Annotated in this window: 20 protein-coding genes and 6 pseudogenes; 11 read left to right on the plus strand and 15 right to left on the minus strand. The window is 50.5% G+C overall.

The genetic code is table 11. The annotated features are described in order from the left end of the window. Positions 1–77: 77 nt before the first annotated feature. A pseudogene (gene pliG, locus ACUU1M_RS10355) lies at positions 78–185 on the minus strand (g-type lysoyme inhibitor PliG); the annotation flags it as partial. A 242-nt stretch (positions 186–427) separates the two neighbouring features. Between pliG and ACUU1M_RS10360 the strand changes: the two are divergent. From ACUU1M_RS10360 to ACUU1M_RS10370, 3 genes are all read left to right on the plus strand, one after another. After that, entirely contained in the window at positions 428–721 is a 294-nt protein-coding gene (locus tag ACUU1M_RS10360) for a YcgL domain-containing protein (RefSeq protein WP_001297679.1), read from the plus strand. A 71-nt stretch (positions 722–792) separates the two neighbouring features. Continuing rightward, positions 793–1452, plus strand: coding sequence for a fumarylacetoacetate hydrolase family protein (locus ACUU1M_RS10365; RefSeq protein ID WP_000284284.1), 660 nt, complete (start codon positions 793–795; stop codon positions 1450–1452). Between the two features lie 91 nt (positions 1453–1543). Next, positions 1544–1990 (plus strand): YcgN family cysteine cluster protein, encoded by a 447-nt coding sequence (locus ACUU1M_RS10370; RefSeq protein WP_001306825.1) that lies wholly within the window; start codon positions 1544–1546, stop codon positions 1988–1990. Positions 1991–2196: 206 nt separating this feature from the next. Here ACUU1M_RS10370 and hlyE read toward each other — a convergent pair. Continuing rightward, positions 2197–3097 (minus strand): annotated as a pseudogene (hlyE, locus tag ACUU1M_RS10375) (hemolysin HlyE). Between the two features lie 372 nt (positions 3098–3469). On the opposite strand from hlyE, the gene ACUU1M_RS10380 reads away from it, so the two are divergent. Both ACUU1M_RS10380 and umuC read left to right on the plus strand, forming a co-directional pair. Then, complete coding sequence (locus tag ACUU1M_RS10380) at positions 3470–3889, plus strand: translesion error-prone DNA polymerase V autoproteolytic subunit (protein ID WP_000897385.1); 420 nt, start codon at positions 3470–3472, stop codon at positions 3887–3889. Beyond that, positions 3889–5157, plus strand: a complete 1269-nt coding sequence (umuC, locus tag ACUU1M_RS10385; RefSeq protein ID WP_000457604.1) for a DNA polymerase V catalytic protein — start codon at positions 3889–3891, stop codon at positions 5155–5157. Before ACUU1M_RS10380 ends, umuC begins: the two co-directional genes overlap by 1 nt. 45 nt (positions 5158–5202) lie before the next feature. Here the strand turns inward: umuC and dsbB are convergent, their stop codons facing one another. Both dsbB and nhaB read right to left on the minus strand, forming a co-directional pair. After that, the gene (dsbB, locus tag ACUU1M_RS10390) at positions 5203–5733 is read right to left on the minus strand and encodes a disulfide bond formation protein DsbB (protein ID WP_000943449.1); all 531 of its coding nucleotides are present in this window, start codon (positions 5731–5733) and stop codon (positions 5203–5205) included. Between the two features lie 145 nt (positions 5734–5878). Then, complete coding sequence (gene nhaB / locus ACUU1M_RS10395) at positions 5879–7420, minus strand: Na(+)/H(+) antiporter NhaB (RefSeq protein WP_152028942.1); 1542 nt, start codon at positions 7418–7420, stop codon at positions 5879–5881. Between the two features lie 220 nt (positions 7421–7640). Between nhaB and fadR the strand changes: the two genes are divergently transcribed. Then, on the plus strand, positions 7641–8360 hold the full coding sequence (gene fadR / locus ACUU1M_RS10400) for a fatty acid metabolism transcriptional regulator FadR (RefSeq protein WP_000234823.1): 720 nt from the start codon (positions 7641–7643) through the stop codon (positions 8358–8360). Positions 8361–8411: 51 nt separating this feature from the next. Here the strand turns inward: fadR and ACUU1M_RS10405 are convergent, their stop codons facing one another. Beyond that, complete coding sequence (locus ACUU1M_RS10405; RefSeq protein WP_000190841.1) at positions 8412–9944, minus strand: SpoVR family protein; 1533 nt, start codon at positions 9942–9944, stop codon at positions 8412–8414. A 329-nt stretch (positions 9945–10273) separates the two neighbouring features. On the opposite strand from ACUU1M_RS10405, the pseudogene dadA reads away from it, so the two are divergent. Both dadA and dadX read left to right on the plus strand, forming a co-directional pair. Beyond that, positions 10274–11580 (plus strand): annotated as a pseudogene (dadA, locus tag ACUU1M_RS10410) (D-amino acid dehydrogenase). A gap of 9 nt (positions 11581–11589) precedes the next feature. Beyond that, positions 11590–12660, plus strand: coding sequence for a catabolic alanine racemase DadX (gene dadX / locus ACUU1M_RS10415; RefSeq protein WP_000197858.1), 1071 nt, complete (start codon positions 11590–11592; stop codon positions 12658–12660). A gap of 167 nt (positions 12661–12827) precedes the next feature. On the opposite strand, the gene ACUU1M_RS10420 is transcribed toward dadX, so the two are convergent. Further along, the gene (locus ACUU1M_RS10420) at positions 12828–14195 is read right to left on the minus strand and encodes a hypothetical protein (RefSeq protein WP_024260746.1); all 1368 of its coding nucleotides are present in this window, start codon (positions 14193–14195) and stop codon (positions 12828–12830) included. Between the two features lie 538 nt (positions 14196–14733). Here ACUU1M_RS10420 and ACUU1M_RS10425 point away from each other — a divergent pair. Continuing rightward, positions 14734–14871 (plus strand): annotated as a pseudogene (locus tag ACUU1M_RS10425) (hypothetical protein); the annotation flags it as partial. Here the strand turns inward: ACUU1M_RS10425 and ACUU1M_RS10430 are convergent. After that, positions 14806–16542 (minus strand): potassium/proton antiporter, encoded by a 1737-nt coding sequence (locus ACUU1M_RS10430; protein WP_000340206.1) that lies wholly within the window; start codon positions 16540–16542, stop codon positions 14806–14808. The pseudogene ACUU1M_RS10425 and the gene ACUU1M_RS10430 sit on opposite strands and share 66 nt — an antisense overlap. 94 nt (positions 16543–16636) lie before the next feature. Beyond that, positions 16637–17551 carry a muramoyltetrapeptide carboxypeptidase gene (ldcA, locus tag ACUU1M_RS10435; RefSeq protein ID WP_000051625.1) on the minus strand — a complete coding sequence of 305 codons (915 nt, stop codon included), beginning with the start codon at positions 17549–17551 and terminating at the stop codon, positions 16637–16639. A 99-nt stretch (positions 17552–17650) separates the two neighbouring features. Here ldcA and emtA point away from each other — a divergent pair, with 99 nt between their 5' ends. Next, entirely contained in the window at positions 17651–18262 is a 612-nt protein-coding gene (gene emtA / locus ACUU1M_RS10440) for a membrane-bound lytic murein transglycosylase EmtA (RefSeq protein ID WP_005074519.1), read from the plus strand. Position 18263: 1 nt separating this feature from the next. On the opposite strand, the pseudogene ycgR reads toward emtA, so the two are convergent. Next, positions 18264–18998 (minus strand): annotated as a pseudogene (gene ycgR / locus ACUU1M_RS10445) (flagellar brake protein YcgR). A gap of 200 nt (positions 18999–19198) precedes the next feature. On the opposite strand from ycgR, the gene ACUU1M_RS10450 reads away from it, so the two are divergent. Beyond that, the gene (locus ACUU1M_RS10450; RefSeq protein ID WP_000511316.1) at positions 19199–19453 is read left to right on the plus strand and encodes a GlsB/YeaQ/YmgE family stress response membrane protein; all 255 of its coding nucleotides are present in this window, start codon (positions 19199–19201) and stop codon (positions 19451–19453) included. Between the two features lie 49 nt (positions 19454–19502). Here ACUU1M_RS10450 and ACUU1M_RS10455 read toward each other — a convergent pair. The 6 genes and pseudogenes from ACUU1M_RS10455 to ACUU1M_RS10480 form a co-directional block, all read right to left on the minus strand. Beyond that, a pseudogene (locus ACUU1M_RS10455) lies at positions 19503–21459 on the minus strand (TonB-dependent receptor plug domain-containing protein). A 25-nt stretch (positions 21460–21484) separates the two neighbouring features. After that, the gene (gene modD, locus ACUU1M_RS10460) at positions 21485–22339 is read right to left on the minus strand and encodes a ModD protein (protein ID WP_000576842.1); all 855 of its coding nucleotides are present in this window, start codon (positions 22337–22339) and stop codon (positions 21485–21487) included. Continuing rightward, complete coding sequence (locus tag ACUU1M_RS10465; RefSeq protein WP_000903995.1) at positions 22339–23148, minus strand: class I SAM-dependent methyltransferase; 810 nt, start codon at positions 23146–23148, stop codon at positions 22339–22341. Before ACUU1M_RS10465 ends, modD begins: the two co-directional genes overlap by 1 nt. Before the next feature lie 9 nt (positions 23149–23157). Further along, a complete protein-coding gene (locus ACUU1M_RS10470) occupies positions 23158–23916 on the minus strand; it encodes an ABC transporter ATP-binding protein (protein WP_000173313.1) in 759 nt (252 codons plus the stop codon). Next, positions 23913–24893 carry a FecCD family ABC transporter permease gene (locus ACUU1M_RS10475; RefSeq protein ID WP_001223667.1) on the minus strand — a complete coding sequence of 327 codons (981 nt, stop codon included), beginning with the start codon at positions 24891–24893 and terminating at the stop codon, positions 23913–23915. Before ACUU1M_RS10475 ends, ACUU1M_RS10470 begins: the two co-directional genes overlap by 4 nt. Then, on the minus strand, positions 24893–25915 hold the full coding sequence (locus ACUU1M_RS10480; RefSeq protein WP_001123163.1) for an iron ABC transporter substrate-binding protein: 1023 nt from the start codon (positions 25913–25915) through the stop codon (positions 24893–24895). The genes ACUU1M_RS10475 and ACUU1M_RS10480 overlap by 1 nt, the downstream gene beginning before the upstream one ends. Between the last annotated feature and the right edge of the window lie 163 nt (positions 25916–26078).

The raw sequence follows: 26078 nt of genomic DNA on the forward strand, positions 1-26078 counted from the left end.
CGTGGCGGCCTCAGTCCGGAACAATTTGAAAACCAGAACCTCGCTTAGGCCTGTGTCCATATTACGTGGGTAGGATCACTATGGCCTTTGCTGAACTCAACATTGACATTCTTACCCGCAGCAAAGCTCGTGGAGGTTAGCAGTGCAAGCAGCAATACAGCCTTACTGATGCTCTTGATTTTCATTGGTAGTCTCCTGTTCAGAATGAGTACGATGAACTGTTATAATATAACAATCCCTTACGGGAGAATTCCAGTGGCTTTTCTGCGTTCGGTAAAATCCCGGCGCGGCATTTTTTGCCGGGGGGGATTACTTATAAAGGGGCATGGACTCAACAAACCGCAGAAATCTACAGCTGGCTGGCTTGTGGCGCGGGTTTCATTGATGTTAGCTTATGCCAAAACCTGGCATCTTAAAGAGTAAAAGTATGTTTTGTGTGATTTATCGAAGCAGCAAGCGTGACCAGACCTATTTATATGTCGAAAAAAAAGACGATTTTTCGCGTGTTCCTGAGGAACTGATGAAAGGTTTTGGTCAGCCTCAGTTAGCGATGATTCTGCCGTTGGATGGGCGGAAGAAACTGGTCAATGCTGATATTGAAAAGGTTAAACTGGCATTAACCGAGCAAGGTTACTATTTGCAGTTACCGCCACCACCCGAAGATTTGCTGAAGCAACATCTTTCCGTCATGGGGCAGAAAACAGACGACACTAACAAATAACCGATATCCGGCGGTGGCATTATCTTTGTCGGCGCGGGTTTTCATATCCACGATAAGGTGAGGGGAACGTTATGTATCAACATCACAACTGGCAAGGTGCGCTGCTGGATTATCCGGTGAGTAAAGTAGTCTGTGTTGGCAGTAACTATGCCAAACATATTAAAGAGATGGGCAGCGCAGTGCCCGAAGAGCCAGTGCTGTTTATTAAACCAGAAACGGCACTGTGCGATCTGCGGCAGCCATTGGCGATCCCATCCGATTTCGGTTCAGTTCATCATGAAGTCGAACTGGCGGTGTTGATTGGCGCGACGCTGCGTCAGGCAACGGAAGAGCATGTCCGCAAAGCCATTGCCGGTTACGGCGTGGCGCTTGATCTGACATTGCGTGATGTTCAGGGAAAAATGAAGAAAGCCGGGCAGCCGTGGGAAAAGGCTAAAGCGTTTGATAACTCTTGTCCGCTTTCCGGGTTTATCTCCGCGGCGGAATTTACCAGCGATCCACAAAATACAACGCTGGGCCTGAGCGTAAACGGCGAAAAACGCCAGCAAGGTACGACTGCGGACATGATCCATAAAATCGTTCCGTTGATCGCTTATATGAGCAAGTTTTTTACCCTCAAGGCCGGTGACGTTGCGTTGACAGGCACGCCTGATGGCGTCGGCCCGTTGCAAAGCGGTGATGAGCTGACAGTCACTTTCGATGGGCATTCTTTGACAACTCGCGTTTTGTAATACTTTTTGCCGCCAGAAAGCGGCGGCAAAACTTGCATCGCTGTGCCAGACTGGTTATAAGGTGCGTTTTAACGTAATGGCGGAACACCTGATGAGCGATGTACCTTTCTGGCAAAGTAAAACCCTGGACGAAATGAGCGATGCGGAATGGGAGTCGTTGTGTGATGGTTGCGGTCAGTGTTGCCTGCATAAACTGATGGATGAAGACACCGACGAAATCTACTTCACTAACGTCGCCTGTCGCCAGCTCAATATTAAAACCTGTCAATGTCGGAACTACGAACGTCGTTTCGAGTTTGAACCCGACTGCATTAAATTAACCCGTGAAAATCTGCCAACATTCGAATGGCTGCCAATGACCTGCGCTTATCGGTTGCTGGCGGAAGGTAAAGATTTACCTGCGTGGCATCCGCTACTTACTGGTTCGAAAGCGGCAATGCATGGTGAACGTATCTCTGTGCGTCATATCGCAGTGAAAGAATCAGAAGTGATTGACTGGCAGGATCATATCTTAAATAAACCTGACTGGGCGCAGTGATAAATTTAATAGATGCTGATGGGGGCTTTCTTAATATACGTCTGGATGCTCGCCATTTCGTAGCCCTGTTTTTGAAAGCGCTCTGTCATAATGAGAGTTACCCGATACCTTATTATCAACAGGTAACTCTCAATCTTTAAAAAACGTCTGTGTTTTTAAATGTGATAAACCTTATACCTTGAGTACATGGAGAGAATAATCGCTTATCAGACTTCAGGTACTTCAAAGAGTGTCTTTTTACCGTGTCTTTTCTGATACTCATTACAGGTGTTAATCATTTTTTTGGCCGCTTCTTTTAGCAAAGAAAGCATTAAATCATCATAATCAACATAGAATCTGGTTGTTTCAGTTTCCGTTTTTATCTCCCCGATGGCGGCTATTTCGGTGGTTAATTTCAATTTGGCGGCATCGATATCTTTATTCGCTTGTTTAACCGTGTTAGACAGGGTGGTAAAGAAACTCTGCACAGATTTTAACTTGTTCTTCAATTCTGGAATCAGTTTCCCTTCAACTACGCCCGCAGCAATAGAATAGGAAATGATTAAACCAAATGGACCGGCGACGACATCGGCTGCGGCACCGGCATACGCTTCCTTCCTGATTTTATCTACCTGTGACTGGAAATAGCTGCTTTTTTCTGAAAAATCATTGGTTAACTGGCTATCTAACGCCAGCAGTTTCCCGGAAGCGTTGTTGAAACTTTGTGAGCTTACCAGCAGGGATTTTTGCGCTTCATTCAGCTTCGTGATGCCGTCATCCAGTACCTTAATGAGGGGCGGATGCTTTCTTCTCATTGTACTCATCAAATAGCAAAATATACGCTGCGAGCAATTGCGTCGCAACACCACACCATTCATACACTGTTTGGGTTGCTTCAAAATACTTATCCTGGCTATCCATAAGTAAGGTTTTAATATCGCCGACTAAAACGGAGGCTGCCTGTGAATACTCCTGTTTAAAGCGACTTAACTCTTTTATGGTTTCATCAAAGGTCTGCCAGGGGATGACCTGATCGAGATATTTATTATAAAGATCTAATGCTCCATCTGCGGTTTCGATTGCGTTTTTAACTACTTCTACCGTTTTATCTGCAACGATTTCAGTCATAATCATTCGCCTCTTTAAATATATAAATTGCAATGAAACTCCTGTTTTACAACTATTAATAAATTTTACTTCATCTAATTCATAGTTAGCCGGGCGGGATGCGTCAATGTTTTTATTTCTATTAATATGATAAATATCAAACAATGTTTAATGTCATTATGGCGAATGCTTCTATCCTATTTTTTTGCCGGGTGATATTTTTCATTTCTGCTGGATGAGCGTCGTCGCCAGAAGGCCACGTGAGCACAGGATAAGAGAACGAAAAATCAGCAGTCTATGCAGCGACAAATATTGATAGCCTGAATCAGTATTGATCTGCTGGCAAGAACAGACTACTGTATATAAAAACAGTATAACTTCAGGCAGATTATTATGTTGTTTATCAAGCCTGCGGATCTCCGCGAAATTGTGACTTTTCCGCTATTTAGCGATCTTGTTCAGTGTAGCTTTCCTTCACCGGCAGCAGATTACGTTGAACAGCGCATCGATCTGAATCAACTGTTGATCCAGCATCCCAGCGCGACTTACTTCGTCAAAGCAAGTGGTGATTCTATGATTGATGGTGGAATTAGTGACGGTGATTTACTGATTGTCGATAGCGCTATTACCGCCAGCCATGGTGATATTGTCATCGCTGCTGTTGACGGCGAGTTTACGGTGAAAAAATTGCAACTACGCCCGACGGTACAGCTTATTCCCATGAACAGTGCGTACTCGCCCATTACCATCAGTAGCGAAGATACGCTGGATGTCTTTGGTGTGGTGATCCACGTCGTTAAGGCGATGCGCTGATGTTTGCCCTCTGTGATGTAAACGCGTTTTATGCCAGCTGTGAGACGGTGTTTCGCCCTGATTTATGGGGTAAACCGGTGGTTGTGCTATCGAATAATGACGGTTGCGTTATCGCCCGAAACGCTGAGGCAAAGGCGCTGGGCGTTAAAATGGGCGATCCCTGGTTCAAACAAAAAGATCTGTTTCGTCGCTGTGGTGTGGTTTGCTTTAGCAGCAATTATGAGCTTTACGCAGACATGAGCAATCGGGTGATGTCGACGCTGGAAGAACTATCGCCCCGCGTCGAGATTTACAGTATTGATGAAGCATTCTGCGATCTGACAGGTGTGCGTAATTGTCGCGATCTGACTGATTTTGGCAGAGAAATTCGCGCAATGGTGCTACAACGTACCCATCTTACTGTTGGTGTGGGGATCGCCCAGACCAAAACGTTGGCTAAGCTTGCCAATCATGCGGCAAAAAAATGGCAGCGGCAGACGGGTGGGGTGGTGGATTTATCAAATCTGGAACGCCAGCGTAAATTAATGTCTGCTCTCCCCGTGGATGACGTCTGGGGGATTGGACGGCGGATCAGCAAAAAACTGGACGCGATGGGGATCAAAACCGTTCTCGATTTGGCGGATACAGATATCCGGTTTATCCGTAAACATTTTAATGTCATGCTCGAAAGAACGGTGCGTGAACTGCGCGGCGAACCCTGTTTGCAACTGGAAGAGTTTGCACCGACGAAGCAGGAAATTATCTGTTCCCGCTCGTTTGGTGAACGCATCACGGATTATACGTCGATGCGGCAGGCCATTTGTAGTTACGCTGCCCGGGCGGCGGAAAAACTTCGCAGTGAGCATCAATATTGTCGGTTTATCTCCACATTTATTAAGACGTCACCATTTGCGCTCAATGAACCTTATTACGGCAATAGCGCGTCGGTAAAACTGCTGACGCCCACTCAGGACAGCAGGGATATCATTAACGCTGCTACGCGATCTCTGGATGCCATCTGGCAAGCGGGCCATCGCTACCAAAAAGCGGGCGTGATGCTGGGGGATTTCTTCAGTCAGGGAGTCGCGCAGCTCAATTTATTCGATGACAACGCACCGCGCCCCGGGAGTGAGCAATTGATGGCGGTAATGGATACTCTGAATGCTAAAGAGGGCAGAGGAACACTCTATTTTGCCGGGCAGGGGCTCCAACAACAATGGCAGATGAAGCGAGCTATGCTTTCACCACGTTATACAACGCGAAGTTCTGATTTACTGCGGGTCAAATAAATATAGCGGCAGGAAAAAAGCGCTCCCGCAGGAGCGCCGAATGGATTAGCGACCGAACAGATCACGTTTCTTCGCTTTAAACGGCTGGGAAATCACCACCAGCACCGCGACAATCAGGTAAGCGATAAAAATACCGAGCAGCCACTGCGGCATTTCCATACCTAAAAAATCCCACTGACGCTCGGCGCAATCGCCAGAGGCGACAAACACTTGCGGCACCCATTTATCCAGCGGCAGCCATTCCGGGAAACGAACCATAAAATCACAGGTGGCAAATGGCGAAGGATAGAGCTGAAGCATGGTGTGCTCGTAAGTTAACTGCACACCGCGGAACGCACTATACAACCAGATAGCCATCGCTACATAACGCAGCGGAGTTTTCGGGGCGATCGCGCCAATCAGCGCAGCACCCAGAACGCCGAATAACGCGCAGCGTTCATAAATACAGAGCACGCAAGGTTTCAGTAACATCACATGCTGGAACCACAGCGCCGTCAGTTCCAGTGCCAGAGCAGTAAACGCCATCAACAGCCACGCGCCCCGGCCTTGTGAACATTGGTTCAAAAATCGCAACATAATCATTTCCCTGCAATATGCATAGAGTGCGCAGTTTAAACCAATTCATTCGCTGCGCCACCAGGAGGCAGCAAAAATAGGACGCAATTGGACAATCATCGGGCGAAAAGGCAAACCGGGCATTTATATGCCCGGTAAGTTGTTATCAAAGCGTTGCTATCCAGCCCATTTGCATAAACCATTCGGTTACAGGGGCAAGCGTAAACTCGACGCAGAGCAAGCCGACGAGTGTCAGTACGAGGGTGTAAGGCAGGGCCATCCACACCATGCGGCCATAAGAGAGGCGAATCAATGGCGCGAGTGCAGAGGTCAGCAGGAACAGGAACGCAGCCTGACCGTTCGGCGTAGCGACAGAGGGCAGATTGGTACCGGTATTAATGGCGACCGCCAGCAGCTCGTATTGCTTCAACGTGATAGCGCCACTTTCCATTGCCGCTTTCGCTTCGTTGATATAAATCGTCCCCACGAAGACGTTATCCGAAATGGATGACAGCAGACCGTTGAAAATATAGAACAGCGACAGCTGAGCATGTTCAGATGCCTGCAACACAAACTGAATAATCGGCGAAAACAGTTGTTGGTCGATAATCACCGCGACTACCGAGAAAAACACCGTCAACAGTGCGGTGAATGGCAGAGATTCGGTGAAGGCTTTACCGATAGCATGTTCATCGGTGACACCGGTCAATGATGTTGCCAGAATAATGACTGACAAACCAATCAAGCCAACTTCCGCCAGATGCAACGCCAGCGCAGTCACCAGCCAGACGCCAATAATCGCCTGGACAATCAGACGGATTTTATCCTGACGGGTACGCTGGTGGCGGCTTTGATCGTCAAACTGTTGCAACACTTTGCGGACTTTCTCCGGCAGCGTTTCACCGTAGCCAAACCAACGCAGCTTCTCTACCAGCAGGCAGGTTAACAGGCCACAAATCAGAACCGGAACGGTCACCGGCGACATGCGCAGGAAGAAATCGCCAAAATGCCAGCCAGCCGCTTTAGCGATGATCAGGTTCTGTGGTTCACCCACCATGGTCATTACGCCGCCTAATGCGGTGCCGACACCGGCATGCATCATCAGGCTACGCAGAAAGCCACGGAACTGTTCCAGAACCACTTTGTAATGCTTGTCGATATGACTATCGTCTTGCAGGTCGGTGTCTTCGGTACGGGAAGAGGCTACGCGATGATAAATACCATAAAAACCGACTGCAACGCTGATCACCACCGCCACGACGGTTAAGGCATCGAGGAACGCGGAGAGGAACGCTGCCGCCACGCAAAAAGAGAGCGACAGCAGCATTTTGGAGCGAATGCTTAACAGCAAACGGGTAAATATGAACAGCAACAGCTGTTTCATAAAATAGATACCCGCCACCATAAACATCAATAACAGCAAGACTTCAAGATTTGCCGCCACCTCTTCACGGACGTGTTCCGCGCTGGTCATGCCGATGAATACCGCTTCGATAGCCAACAGACCACCGGGGAGTAGCGGGTAGCATTTCAGGGCCATCGCCAGAGTGAAAATAAATTCCGCTACCAGCAACCAGCCCGCGACGAAAGGGCTGATGAGGAAAATTAACGGGTTTACGATTAAGAAAATGATGAGAGCGAGTTTGTACCAGTCGGGGGACTGGCCCAAAAAATTGCGCCATAGCGCGCGGCCCCAGGAGATCTCCATGATGGTTTCCCTTACCTTACAAATAATCAATGATGTTTTTATGTTTAAACGCAAAGCTTAACGGTCATGCAGGAGTGAGGCAAGTCTTGATAGTCAAGGGGAAAGAGATGCGGAAAATGAAGCCTTGATCCCTTTTTCTTCTTTTTGTCTGCTATCAGCGTAGTTAGCCCTCTGGTATGATGAGTCCAACTTTGTTTTGCTGTGTTATGGAAATCTCACTATGGTCATTAAGGCGCAAAGCCCGGCGGGTTTCGCGGAAGAGTACATTATTGAAAGTATCTGGAATAACCGCTTCCCTCCCGGGACTATTTTGCCCGCAGAACGTGAACTTTCAGAATTAATTGGCGTAACGCGTACTACGTTACGTGAAGTGTTACAGCGTCTGGCACGAGATGGCTGGTTGACCATTCAACATGGCAAGCCGACGAAGGTGAATAATTTCTGGGAAACTTCCGGTTTAAATATCCTTGAAACACTGGCGCGACTGGATCACGAAAGTGTGCCGCAGCTTATTGATAATTTGCTGTCGGTGCGTACCAATATTTCCACTATTTTTATTCGCACCGCGTTTCGTCAGCATCCCGATAAAGCGCAGGAAGTGCTGGCTACCGCTAATGAAGTGGCCGATCACGCCGATGCCTTTGCCGAGCTGGATTACAACATATTCCGCGGCCTAGCGTTTGCTTCCGGCAACCCGATTTACGGTCTGATCCTTAACGGGATGAAAGGGCTGTATACGCGCATTGGTCGTCACTATTTCGCCAATCCGGAAGCGCGCAGTCTGGCGCTGGGCTTCTACCACAAACTGTCGGCGTTGTGCAGTGAAGGCGCGCACGATCAGGTGTACGAAACAGTGCGTCGCTATGGGCATGAGAGTGGCGAGATTTGGCACCGGATGCAGAAAAATCTGCCGGGTGATTTAGCCATTCAGGGGCGATAATCCCTTCCGTTTAAAGAGCAAACCCCTCAAACGAGGGGTTTTTTGTTGTTTTTACAGATTTCCCATTCTTGGTGGGCAACGTTCCAGCAACTCGATGCTGCCGTCTTCGTTTTGCTGTTCGAGCATCACATCAAATCCCCACAGGCGATGCACATGCTTCAGGACTTCTTTGCGCCCCCGATCCAGCGGTGCGCGATTATGTGGAATATAACGCAGCGTCAGCGAACGGTCGCCGCACAAATCCACGTTCCAGATCTGAATATTCGGCTCCAGATTACTTAAGTTATATTGCGACGATAACCGGTTACGGATCTCCCGATAACCTTCTTCATTATGAATAGCGGAAATCTCCAGATAATTATGCCGATCATCATCCAGCACGGTGAAGAAGCGGAAATCACGCATCACTTTCGGTGACAGAAACTGGCTGATAAAACTCTCATCTTTGAAATCACGCATCGCGAAATGCAGCGTTTCCAGCCAGTCGGAACCGGTGATATCCGGGAACCAGTATTTGTCTTCTTCCGTTGGCGACTGACAAATCCGTTTAATATCCTGGAACATGGCGAACCCGAGGGCATACGGGTTGATGCCGCTGTACCACGGGCTGTTATAGGGGGGCTGGAAGACCACATTGGTGTGGCTGTGCAAAAACTCCAGCATAAAACGTTCCGTTACTTTCCCTTCATCATACAGATGGTTAAGGATGGTATAGTGCCAGAAGGTCGCACAGCCTTCGTTCATCACCTGAGTCTGTTTTTGCGGATAAAAATACTGGCTCACCTTACGCACAATACGCAGGATTTCACGCTGCCATGATTCCAGCAGTGGCGCATTTTTCTCCATAAAATAGAGCAGGTTTTCTTGTGGTTCGGACGGATAGCGGCGCGCTTCAGCAACCGTTTTCTCTTCTTCGCGCTTCGGCAGGGTACGCCAGAGCATATTGACCTGACTTTGTAGATACTCTTCGCGACTTTTCTGCCGGGCTTTCTCTTCTTGCAGCGAGATTTTTTGCGGGCGTTTGTACCGGTCCACGCCGTAGTTCATCAGCGCGTGGCACGAGTCCAGAAGCCGTTCTACTTCATCAACGCCATAACGTTCTTCGCACTCGGTAATATATTTACGGGCAAAAATCAGATAATCGACAATCGAACTGGCGTCGGTCCAACTGCGGAATAAGCAATTGTTTTTAAAGAAAGAGTTATGCCCATAGCAGGCGTGTGCCATCACCAGCGCCTGCATGGTAATGGTGTTCTCTTCCATCAAGTAAGCGATACACGGGTTAGAGTTAATGACGATTTCATAGGCCAGCCCTTGCTGACCGTGCTTATACAGCCGTTCAGTCTCGATAAACTTTTTACCGAATGACCAGTGCGGATAGTTAATTGGCATGCCGACGCTGGAATAGGCATCCATCATCTGTTCTGAGGTTATCACTTCAATCTGGTGCGGGTAGGTATCCAGCCGGTAGAGTTTCGCCACCCGGTCTATCTCTGCCAGATAAACATCCAGCAGGTCGAACGTCCAGTCGGGTCCATCGCTCAAACGTGTGGTGTCCTTATTCATAGAATCGATCGTCGCCATACGCGCACCTCATTGTTGTCGGCGCTCTCTGTGTGGAGCACCTCATTTCAAGCATAGAACACCTGTTAAAAACCGCGTCGCCGGAGAATTTTTTTCTTTGCGATTTCTTATTATCAGAGTGCCACTAATCCGCTTCTGAACGGAATTTTATGCTGGATAAAAAGGGCGTTCAGCAGGAGATACTAAAGACGCCATATTGCCGCAGAGTCAGGGAGATGTGAGTCAGCTCACCATAAAAAAGCCGTATGTTGAATAATATTTTCAACTGAGTTATCAAGATGTAATTAGATTATTATTCTTTTACTGTATCTACCGTTATCGGAGTGGCTATGCGAGTTGTCATACTGGGAAGTGGTGTGGTAGGCGTTGCCAGCGCCTGGTACTTAAATCAGGCAGGACATGAGGTCACCGTCATTGATCGGGAGCCGGGGGCCGCCCTGGAAACCAGTGCCGCGAATGCCGGGCAAATCTCCCCCGGATATGCTGCACCGTGGGCAGCACCAGGTGTGCCTTTAAAAGCGATTAAATGGATGTTCCAGCGCCATGCGCCGCTGGCGGTTCGTCTCGACGGTACGCAGTTTCAGTTGAAATGGATGTGGCAAATGTTACGTAACTGCGACACCAGCCACTACATGGAAAACAAAGGGCGGATGGTGCGTCTGGCGGAATACAGCCGTGATTGCCTGAAAGCATTGCGCGCCGAAACCAATATTCAGTATGAAGGGCGTCAGGGTGGGACGCTGCAACTGTTCCGTACCGAACAACAGTATGAAAATGCGACCCGCGATATCGCCGTGCTGGAAGATGCCGGCGTACCGTATCAGCTGCTGGAATCCAGCCGCCTGGCGGAAGTGGATCCCGCGCTGGCAGAAGTAGCGCACAAACTGACGGTCGGCCTGCAGTTACCCAATGATGAAACCGGAGACTGCCAGCTGTTTACCCAGAATCTGGCGCGGATGGCAGAGCAGGCGGAGGTTAAATTCCGCTTTAATACGCCCGTTGACCAACTGCTTTGCGACGGCGAGCAAATCTACGGCGTGAAGTTTGGCGATGAAGTGATTAAGGCCGATGCGTATGTGATGGCGTTTGGTTCTTACTCGACGGCGATGCTCAAAGGCATTGTTGATATTCCGGTGTATCCGCTGAAAGGCTACTCGCTGACTATTCCAATTGCGCAGGAAGATGGTGCGCCAGTATCCACCATTCTTGATGAAACCTACAAAATCGCCATTACCCGTTTCGATAACCGCATTCGTGTTGGCGGAATGGCGGAATGGCGGAAATTGTTGGTTTTAACACCGAGCTGTTGCAACCGCGTCGTGAAACGCTGGAAATGGTGGTTCGCGATCTCTATCCACGCGGCGGTCATGTCGAGCAGGCGACTTTCTGGACGGGTTTGCGCCCGATGACGCCAGACGGTACGCCGGTTGTCGGGCGTACACGCTTTAAAAATCTGTGGCTGAATACCGGTCACGGCACGCTCGGCTGGACGATGGCTTGCGGTTCCGGTCAGTTGTTAAGCGATCTGCTCTCTGGTCGCACGCCAGCGATCCCATATGAGGATCTAAGCGTAGCGCGCTACAGCCGTGGATTTACGCCATCACGTCCGGGCCATTTACATGGCGCACACAGCTAAGGAAACGAGATGACCCGTCCGATACAGGCCAGCCTCGATCTGCAGGCATTAAAACAGAATCTGTCCATTGTCCGCCAGGCCGCGCCGCACGCGCGCGTCTGGTCGGTGGTAAAAGCGAACGCTTACGGGCATGGTATTGAGCGTATCTGGAGCGCGCTCGGGGCCACCGATGGCTTTGCATTACTTAACCTGGAAGAGGCAATAACGTTACGTGAGCGCGGCTGGAAGGGGCCGATCCTGATGCTGGAAGGATTTTTCCATGCTCAGGATCTGGAGATTTATGGCCAGCACCGCCTGACCACCTGCGTACACAGCAACTGGCAGCTCAAAGCACTGCAAAATGCGCGGCTAAAAGCACCGTTGGGTATTTATCTTAAAGTGAACAGTGGGATGAATCGGTTGGGCTTCCAGCCCGATCGCGTGCTTACCGTCTGGCAGCAGTTGCGGGCAATGGCGAATGTTGGCGAAATGACCCTGATGTCGCATTTTGCTGAAGCGGAACATCCTGATGGAATTTCCGGCGCGATGGCGCGTATTGAGCAGGCGGCGGAGGGGCTGGAGTGTCGGCGTTCGTTGTCCAATTCGGCGGCGACTCTGTGGCACCCGGAAGCGCATTTTGACTGGGTTCGGCCTGGCATTATTTTGTATGGCGCTTCGCCGTCCGGTCAGTGGCGTGATATCGCCAATACCGGATTACGTCCGGTGATGACGCTAAGCAGTGAGATTATTGGTGTCCAGACGCTAAAAGCGGGCGAGCGTGTGGGCTACGGCGGTCGCTATACTGCGCGCGATGAACAGCGAATCGGCATTGTCGCCGCAGGATACGCCGACGGTTATCCGCGCCATGCGCCTACCGGTACTCCTGTTTTAGTGGACGGCGTGCGCACCATGACGGTGGGGACCGTCTCGATGGATATGCTGGCGGTTGATTTAACGCCTTGCCCGCAGGCGGGGATTGGTACGCCGGTTGAGCTGTGGGGCAAGGAGATCAAAATTGATGATGTCGCCGCCGCTGCCGGAACGGTGGGCTATGAGTTGATGTGCGCGCTGGCGTTACGCGTCCCGGTTGTGACAGTGTAACTTGTTGTAAGCCGGATCGGAGGCAGCGTCTTCTGGTTGCGAAAAAATCATCCATCCGGCTGGTCAGCAACTGTAGTTGTTAATGTGACAGAGCCATTGCCCATGATAGTGTCCATTAAAAGAATGGACACTATTTCCCCGGAACCTGAACTCGCCGCACAGGCGTTCTACATAAAACGCTTACGCTTCATTGTTGACTCGGAGTCGACTTCAGATAAATCACGCTTCACCCTTGATGCAGATTCGGGTTCATGTTCAGATTGTTGATTAACAGGCTGCGAGTCCTGTTGTCTTTCCAGACTCAACAGGCCCAACTGTTGATCCAGGAGCTCCAGGTCCTCCTGTACCTTCACGCGCTCCAGGAGTTCCGGGTCATCCAGGAACTCCAGATCCATAAGGTCCTCCAGCTCCTCGAGTCCTTCCAGGTCAACCTGGCCTTCCTTGTGCAAAAAGTCCAAAAGGTCCTTCAGGCCCTGCTGTTTTTTCAGGCCCTCGACGGCTTTGAGCAGCGTCGGTAAATTGTCTTTGTCCCACGGGTTACCATTACAGTCAAACACCTTCAGGCTCTGGGGCTGCGGCACCTGTACCGTTTTAAACTTGTTTTCTCCACAGTAGTAAATTATTAGTTTGGGCGGCAGCCGTGGTGAAGAGATCAAATCGTTACTAGAACAGTCAAATACTTTCAGGCGAGTCAAGTTCTCCAGCATCTCATCAGGTATTGAGTTAATATTGTTGCCGGCACAGGATAGTTTATACAGGTACTGGGGCATCGACGGCGGTAAAAATTGCAAGAAGTTTTCATAGCACTTCAGTACCATCAGTTTTGAGGGCTGCACCTTCGGTAACAAGATCAAGACGTTATCTGTACAGTCAAGCACCAGCAGCCACTTTGGCATCACCTTCGGTAACGCGGTCAACACGTTTTTACTGCAGTAAAATTCAATCAGATGTGGAGGCAAATTCTCAGGGAGTGAAGTCAATCCCAGGTTGCTAAGATTGAGCATACTCCGTCTTGTAATGAGACATTCCTTCATTCTGCGCAATGCTTCTGCCCGGTTTTCAATCCGGCTTGCTGGCAGGTTTTCTTCCAGGATATTTTCCTTGATTTCTTCCAGACTTTCTTTCAGGTCTTCTTGGGGAATTTCTGACTGTTTGTTTTGCTGGTTTTCTTCTAGGATTTCGTACAGGTTTTTTTGCAGGTTTTCTTGCAAACCATCCTGCTGTATAGCCCATTCGCACCATTTGGCGACCATCATGAACTCGTTATGTTGCTGATTCAGGCGAGTCCCCAACGTGATGATGGTATTGTTGTCCACCTGTATGTTCACTTTGCCCGCGATACTGAGGTCAATGATCTGCCAGGGGGCATCACCCCAGCTGAATTTTTGCGGGCTGAGATACTTCATGTTCTGCAAAATTTGATTCTTGAGTTCCACCGACAGGAAGAGCCGCCCTGGCGGGCGTCGTACGCCTGGGTTAACGGAAGATGGGGGAATGGCGGGGGCGAATGGGCAGATGTCTTTAAAGCTAGCCATAATGCTACGTTTCCTTGAAATAAATATCCTCTGGCAGCGCCGGAGACGTGAATGTGGTCACCGCAAAGGAGCCACAGGGCGTCATTTGCGCTGATATCACTACTCATCGTTGACTTTTTCCCTGGTCAGAAATGCCGTGTCGGGTCTGGTACATGCTGTATTACGGCCTAGGTAGCTCTGACGTATTAAAGAAAATACGAGAGTGAACGACCCGGAAATAATCGTTATTAAGCAAAGGAATAACTATAAGAAATCGCTCATGCATACGGTGCTACAGGCGGATGAAACGCCTATTGTGTGGGCTATGTCAGTGCGGCAGGTTGCGTGGGGGAATATGTTCAGGCGATGTCAGGCAGGGGCCCCTGATGGTTGACCGGTAATGCGGGGCTGGTTTTTATTACCTGTTACAGTCGGAAAAAGCCCTTACGCTGACTTTCTTGAGCCGGTGTTTTGAGTTCATTAGCCAGAGCCTGCAATGGTTTGTCATCCATAATTTAACCTTCTTCTGATGTTGGGATGAGCATATCAAAATCAGGAAATGACAAGTTTATTACAGGCTCAGGCTGCGTTCAGTAAAGCATCGCATCCGGCGATAGATGCTGCATTAAATTTAAGATTCAGCTTCCTCTTCAGCCACCCGAACGCCAATCTTCAACACTTCATTATCTTCTTTCTCGGCCACCGTCCAGATCATCCCGGCAAACTCTACCTGGTCACCGACAACCGGTGCCGCGCCTAGCAACTGCTGGACAATTTCACCCAGCGTTTGCTGTTTATCACGATATTCTCGCCCGTCTTCCAGGCCATATATCAGCGCAACATCAGCATATTTGGCGCTGGCTTCGAGAATGAAGTCACCAAAGAAGCGTTGATCCAGCGCGACCGGTGGCGACTGGCTGAACAGTTTACCGAGCGCCGGGAGATCGCGTTCCCGACCAATTACACACAATACATCGCCTTCGCGCAGTCGGGTGCTGCCGGTAGGATGAAGCAACTGGTTATCACGAAACAGGGCTGCAATACGCGTCTCTTTTGGCATATGCAAATCGCGCAGTGCCGCACCTACACACCATTTATCAGCACTCAATTGATAAACAAACTGCTCCCACGGATTTTCCGGATGAATATCCAGGCCAACGCGTGACACCGGACGTCCGACGGGCGGAACCACCACTTTGGCTTTTTTCGCCGCCCACGAGAGTGATGTTCCCTGCAAGAGCAGTGAAACCAGAACCACAAAGAAGGCGACATTAAAGAACAGTCGCGCATTCTCCAGCCCCGCCATCATCGGGAACACGGCCAGGATGATTGGCACCGCGCCGCGTAATCCCACCCAGCTGATAAACACGCGCTCACGCAGATTGAAACCGCGGAAAGGGAGCAATCCAGCAAATACCGAAAGGGGACGGGCGAAGAATATCATCCATGCCGACAAAATGAGCGCCGGAATGGCAATAGGCAGCAGATCGCTTGGGTTAACCAATAGCCCCAGCACCAGGAACATGGCGATTTGCGCCAGCCAGGCGAGGCCGTCGAAATTTTGCAGGATGCCGTAGCGGTTGCGAATCGGCCGATTACCCAGCAGAAAACCGCACAGATAAACAGCCAGAATACCGCTGCCTTCCAGCGCCGTGGTTAAAGCAAAAATTAAAATACCGCCGCTTAATGCCAGCAATGGATATAATCCGGCAGGCAGGGCGATGCGATTAATCATTTGCAGCAGTAAATAACCACCGCCAAGACCGATGACAATCCCGAGGCCAAATTGCTGCAGAATATCGACCACGAACATCCAACTGACACTGCTTTCATGCTGCTGGATCATTGCAATCAGGGTAATCGTCAGAAAGACCGCCATTGGATCATTACTGCCGGATTCAATTTCCAGCGTCGAGCCAACACGTTCGTTAAGCCCCTTACCACCCAGCAGAGAAAAGACCGCTGCAGCATCGGTGGAGCCGACGATAGCGCCGATTAATAAGCCTTCAATCAAATCAAGATTAAACAGCCACGCCGCCATCATGCCGGTTAAACCAGAGGTGATAAGTACGCCCAGCGTCGCCAGCGACAGCGCCGGTCCTAACGCCACACGAAAGGAACTGGCCTGAGTGCGCATCCCGCCGTCGAGCAAAATAATCGCCAGCGCCAGGTTACTTACCATGTAGGCGAAGGGGTAATTATCAAACGGGATACCGCCGACGCCATCGACTCCCGCCAGCATGCCGATCGCCAGAAAAATAACCAGAATAGGAATGCCAAGACGGGAAGAAAATGAACTAAGTAATATACTGCTGGTGACAAGGATGGATCCTAAGATGAAAAGGCTAATTATTGTTGTGGCATCCAACGGTCGGTTACTCCTGATTACGCTGTCTCTTATATAAACCCTACCATATTAGCGGCAGAGACAGCGTTTTACTTAGCCCTGAAGCGTGATTTTTTTACATTTTAAGAACAGGATGACCGCTAATCGTCAACTGAGTGCCTTCCCGGGTGTTATTCAGAATGGCATGTGCGCCCAACGGCAGCGTAACCGTGCGTTGTTCATGACCAAAATCGAGGCCGGTAATGAGTGGAATCGACAGGCGGGAACGCAAAAACGCGTACACTGACTCCAGGTTGTAACCTGCGTCATAATCATTGGGCGTGCTGCCGCTAAAGCTACCGAGAATAATCGCCTTCTGACGTGGCAAAATTCCCGCATGATAGAGCTGCAACAGCATACGTTCGACGCGGAAAGGGTGCTCGTTAATATCTTCCAGCACCAGAATACCGTTCTCAATTTTTGGCATCCACGGTGTACCAATCAGTGAAATCAGCATCGCAAGATTGCCTCCCCACAACGTGCCTTCGGTCTGACATGTCGGGCCTTCCCCTTGCCATTCAATGGTGAAGGTTTCATTGCGTAACGCCAGCCAGAAATGGTGCTCGGTAAAGGCGTTCAGTTCATCCGCACCAAAGTTTGCTACCAGCATGGGGCCGCTAAAGGTGATGACATTGCCTTGCGCCAGAAGACCGCACTGAATGGCGGTAAAATCGCTATGTCCGCAAATGAGTAACGGGTCATGTTGTTGGCGAGCCACCAGTGCCTGCCAGTCAATATCTGCCAGTAAACGACTGGCACCGTAACCGCCGCGTACAGCCAGCACGATGGTGTTGGGGGTAGTCAGTCTGGCAAGGGAATTGAGATCTTCCAGACGCTCCGTTTCCGTACCCGCAAAACGCTCACAACGACGGGCAATAACCTCGACGTTATTGACTTGATGCCCCGCGTCGGTAAGGCGCTGGATACCACGCAGCGCGGCGTGCTGTTTAATGCTGTAACCCGATGGGGCAATTAAGTGAAACAGAGACATGGCAATTCCTTGCTGACAACAGAAACGAAATGTATATCATGCCGCTTAGGTGTGCCGTTGTCACCTCAACGGCGATTCCAGGCTATAAGGATAGAAGAAGTGAAATTGAGATGGTTTGCCTTTTTGATTGTGTTATTAGCGGGTTGTTCATCAAAGCATGACTATACGAACCCGCCGTGGAACGCGAAAGTTCCGGTGCAACGTGCGATGCAGTGGATGCCAATAAGCCAGAAAGCCGGTGCAGCCTGGGGCGTCGATCCACAATTGCTCACGGCGATTATCGCTATCGAATCGGGTGGTAATCCGAACGCGGTGAGTAAATCGAATGCCATTGGTTTGATGCAGTTAAAAGCTTCAACCTCCGGACGTGATGTTTATCGCCGTATGGGCTGGAGTGGTGAGCCGACGACCAGCGAGCTGAAAAATCCAGAGCGTAATATTTCAATGGGGGCGGCTTACCTGAATATTCTGGAAACCGGCCCGCTGGCAGGCATTGAAGATCCGAAGGTACTGCAATATGCGCTGGTGGTGTCATACGCTAACGGGGCAGGTGCGCTGCTACGGACTTTCTCGTCAGATCGGAAAAAGGCGATCAGCAAAATCAACGATTTGGATGCTGACGAGTTCCTCGATCACGTAGCGCGAAATCATCCTGCGCCGCAGGCTCCGCGCTATATCTACAAACTTGAGCAGGCACTGGACGCGATGTAAATCAGTCGCGCACTTTGTCCGCTTTTTCCCGGGCTTCTCGCTCGAGAGAGAAAATAATCCGCTGTAATTGCCGCTCCACCGTCGGGCTGACGTTAAGAAAACGGAAGCTCAGACGGGGAGTGGTGATGGTTTCATTCTTACCATCAATCACTTTGCGCTCGCTGGTGGAGATTAACTGGGCGTCAAAGTGAAAAACACCCCATTGCCCCATGTTGACTTCAATTTGAGCGAAGCGCATACCTTCTTGTAATTCGGCAGGCTTTGCTGTTTCCAGTAATGCGCCCATGCCGCCTAACGACAAATCATACAAGCGGAAACGTAACGTACTGTTATCCGCCAGTTTGGTCTGGCAAAAATAAGGCGGATGGAGTGGGGCGGAGATGCGGAAATATCGGCGTCGTTGTACAAACTATAAGGTGGGAGGCGGTACGGTAATAAATGCCGGAAGCTGCAAGTATTCACTCTGCTGTAGTTGTTCAACAGTAAACTCGATTTTCGCACCCTGAGTTTCGGCGGTAATGGTAATGTGCTGTGCCTTTAGCACGGCGATGTTGTCTTCGGCTTGACTGCCGAAATCCAGCACCAGTTTATCCGGGGTTATTGCCAGTATTTTGCTGATCAGCTGCCCGCCATTCCAACTGAGACGCAAAGGAATTGCGGCTTTGTGCAAATCGCGTAACACGCCCAGGACGGCTAACGGATTTTGTTTCAGGAACTGCTCATGGTAATGACTCACGCGGAAAAACTCCTGACTGACAAACTGTCTTTGGTTTATCGGTCATAGTTAACAAAACTTAATACAAATGCGTGAATATTTTTTACATGTTGTTCTTAAATCAGCCGACAAACGCCCAGCATCGATCCCGCCCTTGCCTATACTTAGAGCGTTGACGTAAGCATTTCTTGCGACCGATTCATCGAAACGAGGGCCTGAACATGGGAATTATTGCCTGGATTATTTTTGGCCTGATAGCCGGCATTATCGCCAAGCTAATCATGCCGGGGCGTGATGGTGGTGGATTTTTCCTGACCTGTATTCTCGGGATAGTCGGTGCGGTGGTCGGCGGCTGGCTGGCGACCATGTTTGGCATTGGCGGCTCCATCAGCGGTTTTAATGTGCACAGCTTCCTGGTGGCGGTGGTGGGCGCTATCCTGGTGCTGGGCGTATTCCGCCTCCTGCGAAGAGAATAAGATTTTCATAAGGCGGATAGCGATACAGATGCCGCTATCCGCTTTCACATCAGAACGTATACTCGACACCTGCCCAGAAATTGCGACCTTCTTCAATAAACCCTTCACTGTAGGCATATTGGGTATCAAACAGGTTATTGACCGACGCATTGACGCTGAAGCCATGACCTAAGGTGTAATCGGCTCGAATGTGGGTCACCGCAAAACCGGCGGCTTTTTGTGAACCGTCACTGTTGCTGTAGCTGGAGGAACGCGCCTCTTCCGACAGCGTTACGCTTAACGGCTCCCATGGTTTGAGTGTCATCCATGCGGTCATTGTCTGCGTTGGAAGATCGGTTATCTTGCCGATGTCTTTGCGTTTGGCGTCAGCGTGGATCAGAGCGTAGCTCAATCCTACATCCAGTATATTGCTGATTTTCCCCTTAATACCGGCATCCAGACCGCTGTAATCCACCGTGCCGCTGTTCTGATTTTGAATGGTATCGGCATTGATATTGTGCGAGAGGATGGCATCACTCACCCGGTTATAGTAAACGCTGACCTCAAATCCCCAGTCGCGCGTGAAGGCACCATTCCAGGTTAAATCCACCCCGCGAGCGCGTTCCGGCTTGAGCTGCGGGTTAACAATCGCTATCTGGTTATACGCAGGTTTGGATGTGGTATAGCGTTCTTTCAGCATCGGAAAGCGTGTGCGGTCATAGTACGAAAGCGCCAGAGTGTCTTCATTGGCAAAGTGGTATTTCCCCATCACCTGCCAGTTAAAAGCTGACTGATTGTTGTCGTCATAATGGGGGATGCTGCCATCTTTCTCGTGTTTTTTCGCTTCTACGCTATCGCGCCAGTCATAGCTGATTCCCGCCACGACATCGACATTATCAGCAGCAGCCCATTGATATTCACTGGCGAGCGACCAGGTACGATCTTCATAGCGATCGTAAGCGGCGTGCGGCGCACCTTTTTCCCGGTGTACGTCATCTTTCCAGTTAACGGCAAACGACAGCAGATCGTTTTCACGCACATCGGCTGCCAGTTGTAATCCGGCACCGTCGCTGTAATCGGAATAATGGCTGTAGCTGCCTTTTTTATTTTTCAAATCAGCCAGCGAGTTGTACATCATCAGCGTATTTTCAAAGGTGTCGCGATACAGCCGACTTTTCAGGGTAAAACGGTCGTTTAGTTGGGTCGCTCCCTGATAATAAAAACTTTCTTTGTCATACTCTGGCCACTGCCAGTAGCGTGATTTTTGACCACAATTTCCGCTGTATGGCGGGTTATCTTTTTCACCATCCTGCTTAATGTAAGTCAGCGTGTATTCATCGTTTTCGCGCGGTGTAAAACCGAGCTTCACAATGCCGCGTTTATCATCAGCCGATGAATTAATCATCTTGCCGTGTTTGCCTGCAATATCATTATATTTACACCATGCGGCAGGCCGAGAAAATCCTGCTTTAGCTGGCTACCGCTGACTTGCAAATACCCAAGATCGCTGCTGGCGGCAAATGAAGCATGCATATCGTAGGCATTGTCCTGACTACGGCTCCATCCCTGGCGATATCCCAGACTTGCTTCTTCAGGGTGGTGATATTAATGGCTCCGCCCATCTGATTAGGCCCATGAAGCAGCGACGAATACCCTTTGGAAACTTCGACTGCCCCCAGATTGTCGGTCAGAATCCGCGCCAGATCGAGGTTGCCGTCATAGGGAACATAAATGGGCACACCGTCGAAATAGACCGGCACCTGCCGACTATCAAAGCCACGAACTTTTACCTGTTCTTCGTTGCAGCTGCCTGACTTTTGCAGCACCACGCCGGGGACGACACTTAATACCTGAGCGACATTCTGTTTATCCAAGGCCTTCATGGTGGGTTGATCGAGAACGGTGGTCGTCGTCGATGATACCGGACTGGACCATACGGTCAGCGTGTCGCTCTCCTGAGCCGCTACGGCCTGCTGGGTAAAGGCAAGTGATAATGCTGTGCAGAGATAACGTTTTTTGAGTCTCATAGAATAAATTCCGTTTAACAAAGAATTAAATAGAGGCTGTGGGTTGCAGACTGACTTTAATGTCAGCTGGTGCCGCGTAATAAGGCGCGGAGGTAATAAAAAGGCGAATGCCGCAGTCGAGGTAATTTTTGAGTGTCGTCAGATTAATTCCGCCGGTCAGAGCCAGCGTGCAGTGAGGAGCCAGCGACGGCGCTATTTGCGCAATTTCAGTTGCCTGTTGCGGACTAAATTTGTCGAGCTGAAGTACGTCTGGTTGTGCGCGTAACGCGGCGATAGCCTCTTTCGGCGTGTCGGCTTCAACAACAATTTTCTTCTCGGGTGCGTGGCGACGTAACTGAGCGATTGCGCCTGACCAGCCCTGATTGTCATGAAGAAAATGGCGGTGGTTGGCAAACAATAATATGGTTTCCGCACATCCGGCACGATGAATTAGTCCTCCGGCAGCCAGAATTGCCTGCGAAGCCAGTAAGCGGGTGCCCGGAATTGCTTTTCGGGTGCAGGCGATATTGCCGTCAGGATAACGTTCACGAAGCAATGCCAGCATTTGAGCGAGATAATCAGAAACACCGCAACTCCACTCCAGCACATTCTGGACTGCCTTCCATCCCTGATGAAGTGCTGCGGCATTACCCTGCGCACGGATTAGCCGTTGACCCGCGTTCGCTTGTGAACCGTCGCTGACCGCGTCATCAATAGTTAATCCCAGCGTAGTTAACATCTTACACGCGACAGAAACGCCGCTGACGCAGCCGCCCTGACGGTGAAAAAACGCTATATAGCCAGGCTGGTGTCCAATATTTAATGCTCGCGTGGTCAGGTCACCTCCCTGGATATCTTCCAGCAGTAACGCATCGATTTGTGCCTGAGAAAGGAAAATCATCACAGTGCCTCCTGCGGTACGCTATCCCACCAGATGAGCGCCCAGTCGCGGCTGGCAGGGGCGAGGGCACGAGCATCTTGTTGTTGATACCAGTGATATAACCGCTCACGCTCATCGTCGTTAAGCGCGCCAAGACTCCAGCTGACGTTCTGCTCAAAACGTTCCCAGGTGCTGTTATCCTGTTGGCAATTTTGTCCACGGATAAAATCAACGTGGGCATAAATTCCCATCTGATACAGGACGTTGAGCGCAAAGATATAGTTGGGTAATTCGATCACTTCCCGACCAGCCGCCCGCTGAATGGCTGGAGAGACGAACGAGGTGCTGACCAGATGAGTTGTATAGACGCGAAGCCGTGCCTGATTATTCAGTTTGCTCATTGCATGGCGCATATCAGCCACCAGAGTGGAGCGGGAAGCCACGGCAATATCGCAGCGTGGCAGGTCACTCCAGTCCTCTTCCCAAGCGCGCTGGATCCAGTGGACATTGTCAGCCTTCAGTGCGGCGGCGCGGCGGGCGGCAACGTTCAGCATCCCCTGACTGTAATCAACGCCATAAACCGTAGTGAGTTTGTCAGCCAGCGCCAGCGATACGGTGCCTGGTCCGCAGCCCATATCGAATAAGGTCTGAGCGCCTTGCAGGTCAATTTTAGCGATCAGTTGTTGCAGGTAGCTGTCCGTTGGCGAGGCGCAATTTTCCGCCATTTTCTCCGCCCGTTGATCCCAGTGATCGGGCGTTTTTTCTGTGCGGTGAGCCAGTTTGAGTTGCTGCAGATAAAGGTCTGCAAAATCAATATCATCAATGAGCATGATTGTTCCTTAGCGGCTAATTGCAGAGAGGTGATGATGAATTTGGTCGGCAGAAACCCGATACAGGGCCGCCAGTTTGTTCGTTGTTAACTGTTCGGTCGGTAAGCCTTGTGTTACTCGTCCATCTGGCTCTACCTGGATAATGCTGTCGGCAATGACGTTGGCATGGAGCGGATGGTGAGTCGACATTAACATTGTCATGCCGTTATTTTTGAGCTGCGCCAGCGTGTCCAGAAGTTGGATCTGATGACCGAAATCGAGGCTGGAGGCGGGCTCATCCAGTAACAACAAGCGCGGTTGTTGGACGAGTGCACGGGCGATTAAAGCCAGCTGACGTTCACCGCCGCTAAGCGTATTCCAGCGTCGTGTCGCCAGATGCAAAATGCCCAGCTTTTCCAGTTGCTCCGTGGCTTTCAGGCGTTCTTGCTTACCGGGAACGGAAAAAGCGCCTATGGTGGGGGCCAGGCCCATCAACACCATATCCAGCACACTGAAAGCAAAAATACCGTCGTGCGCCTGCGGCACCCAGGCAATAGCCTGTGCGCGCTGGCGATGGCTGAGTGTCTGCACAGGGAGGCTATCCAGTAGGATCTCGCCTTTTAATAACGGTATAACGCCAAGAATGGAGCGCATGAGTGTGGTTTTGCCGCAACCATTCGCGCCAAGCAGACAACAAATTGTTCCTTGCGACAGGGTGAAGGACACGTCGCGTAGCACTGGATGGCGGGAGTAACCCAGAGACGCATGACGAACGGCAAGCAAAGTCACTGGCGACCTCCGCGTAACAACAAAAGCAGGAAAAACGGTGCGCCAACAAAAGCGGTCAGAATGCCAAGTGGGATTTCTGTTGTTCCAATGCTGCGCGCCAGCGTATCGGTAAGCAGGAGCAGAATAGCGCCAGTACACATTGCCATAGGCAACAGCTGCTGATGGTTATGACCGGTCAACAAGCGGGCAATGTGCGGAACGACCAGACCGATCCAACCAATTATGCCCGCTATTTCTACCGTGCTGGCGGTGATTAGTGTGGCGCAGACAATCAATCCAAAGCGCAGACGCGTCACGTTCAGTCCCAGCGAACGGGCTTCGTCGTCGGAAAGCGTGAGTAAATTCATGCGCCAGCGGAGAAAAAACAGGGGCAAGGAGCCTATGAGAATGATCGGTGCAGCATAGCAGAGATCGCGTAAGGTCACGGTGGACAGTCCCCCCAGCAACCAGAAGGTAATTGACGGTAACTGGGTGTAAGGATCGGCCAGCGTTTTAATTAGCGATATCCCCGCTCCGCACAACGTTCCTAACGCAATGCCTACCAGCACCAGGGTTAAGATCGGATCGTGGCGGGTCACCCGACGCGTAATCAACCAGACGCCCGCGACCACCATCAGCCCGCCGCAAAATGCGTACAGCTGGATGTAAACAATGGGTAATCCCCACAGGATTGCCGCGCAGGCACCAAGTCCGGCACCGGCGGAGACGCCTAAAATATCCGGTGAAACTAAGGGATTACGCAACATTCCCTGATAGGTGGTTCCGGCTCCTGCCAGCGCTGCGCCCAGTAACAGCGCAGCAAGAATACGCGGCACGCGGATTTGCCAGAAGACAATTTGTTCCTGCACAGACACATTTTCTTGACGAAGAATTAGCGCCAGCAGTTGCTGCATATCGAGATGATAAGCCCCACTTACGGCGGCAAAAGTGATACTGATAGCTGCCAGCAGCAAAATACATCCGTTTACGATTCTCATTAGCTCGCCACCAATTTTTGATAGTCGGCATCACTGAGTGAACAATGCCAGAACAGTTGGGCGTAATGCTGCATGTCACTTTTAAACTGGCGATTGATGGCGGGATCCAGCCAGGCGTGAAGTCTGCGTAATCCCAGAAGACGGTTGATTCCCGGCGGGGCATCGAGCCAGCCAAAGGGCAAGCCACTTAAAAATAAGATGCGTTGTTCCGCAACGGCTTTCACGCCCTGCCAGAGAGGATCACGACGAATAAAATCTGCAGTAACGGCCTCCTGAACCAGAATAATATCCGGCTGCCAGCGCAGGATATTTTCCATGGAAACCTGTGTCAGGCCGTGGCGATCGGCTATTTGCGCGACGTTGTGCAAACCTAATAATTCCGCCGCCTCGGTATGCAACGAACCCTGTAAGCCCGTTTCCAGCCCTCGGGGACCGCGCGCAGCATAAAAGCGGAGGTTAGCGGCGGGTGAGGTGGCGAATGCCTGAGCTTCACCAACGAAGTGGCTGGCGAGATTGGCTTGTTCTGCGGCGCGGTGCTCTTCGCCTAACGTTTTGCCAAGCGTTGTTAACTGTTCTGCTGATTGCGCCAGTTTTCCGTTAAGCAATAACCAGGGGATTTGTGTCTGTTCGCTAACCTGCCGTGCCTGGGAGATCAAGGTTTCATCCGTATTGCCGCAATCAACGACCAAATCGGGATGTAACGCCATAAGCCCTTCCAGCGATAGTGTGCTGGCGCGCCCGGCGAGTCGTCCCAGCCTGGGTAACTGGCGAATGTGCTCTGGCAATGGAATTAATGCCTGACGGGCAAAATCAAAAGAGGAAAAACCGACCATTTTTTCTGGCGCGACAGCCAGCAATAGCAAATCGGCGGGCGCGCCTGCGCTGACGATGCGTGTAATGTTTTGGGCTTCGGGAAGAGATTGCGAAGCAAAACGATTAACTGTTTGTGAAAAGGACGGTAGAGACTGCAGGAGCAGGGTAGATGCAAGTGCCTGCGCAAACGTCCGTCTGGTTATGGGCATGGTGAACATCCTGAAAAGCAAAATCGATATATACTTTCATATATATCGATAAAAATCATGTTCAATATCAAAGTTTAGCTATTGAAAACATGAAGATGTGACGACTTCCGCAAGCCTGTTGACCCTCTCTATCATTAAAAATGTATTTATCAGGTGGCTAATA

Source organism: Shigella sp. SIG6 (assembly GCF_053555815.1).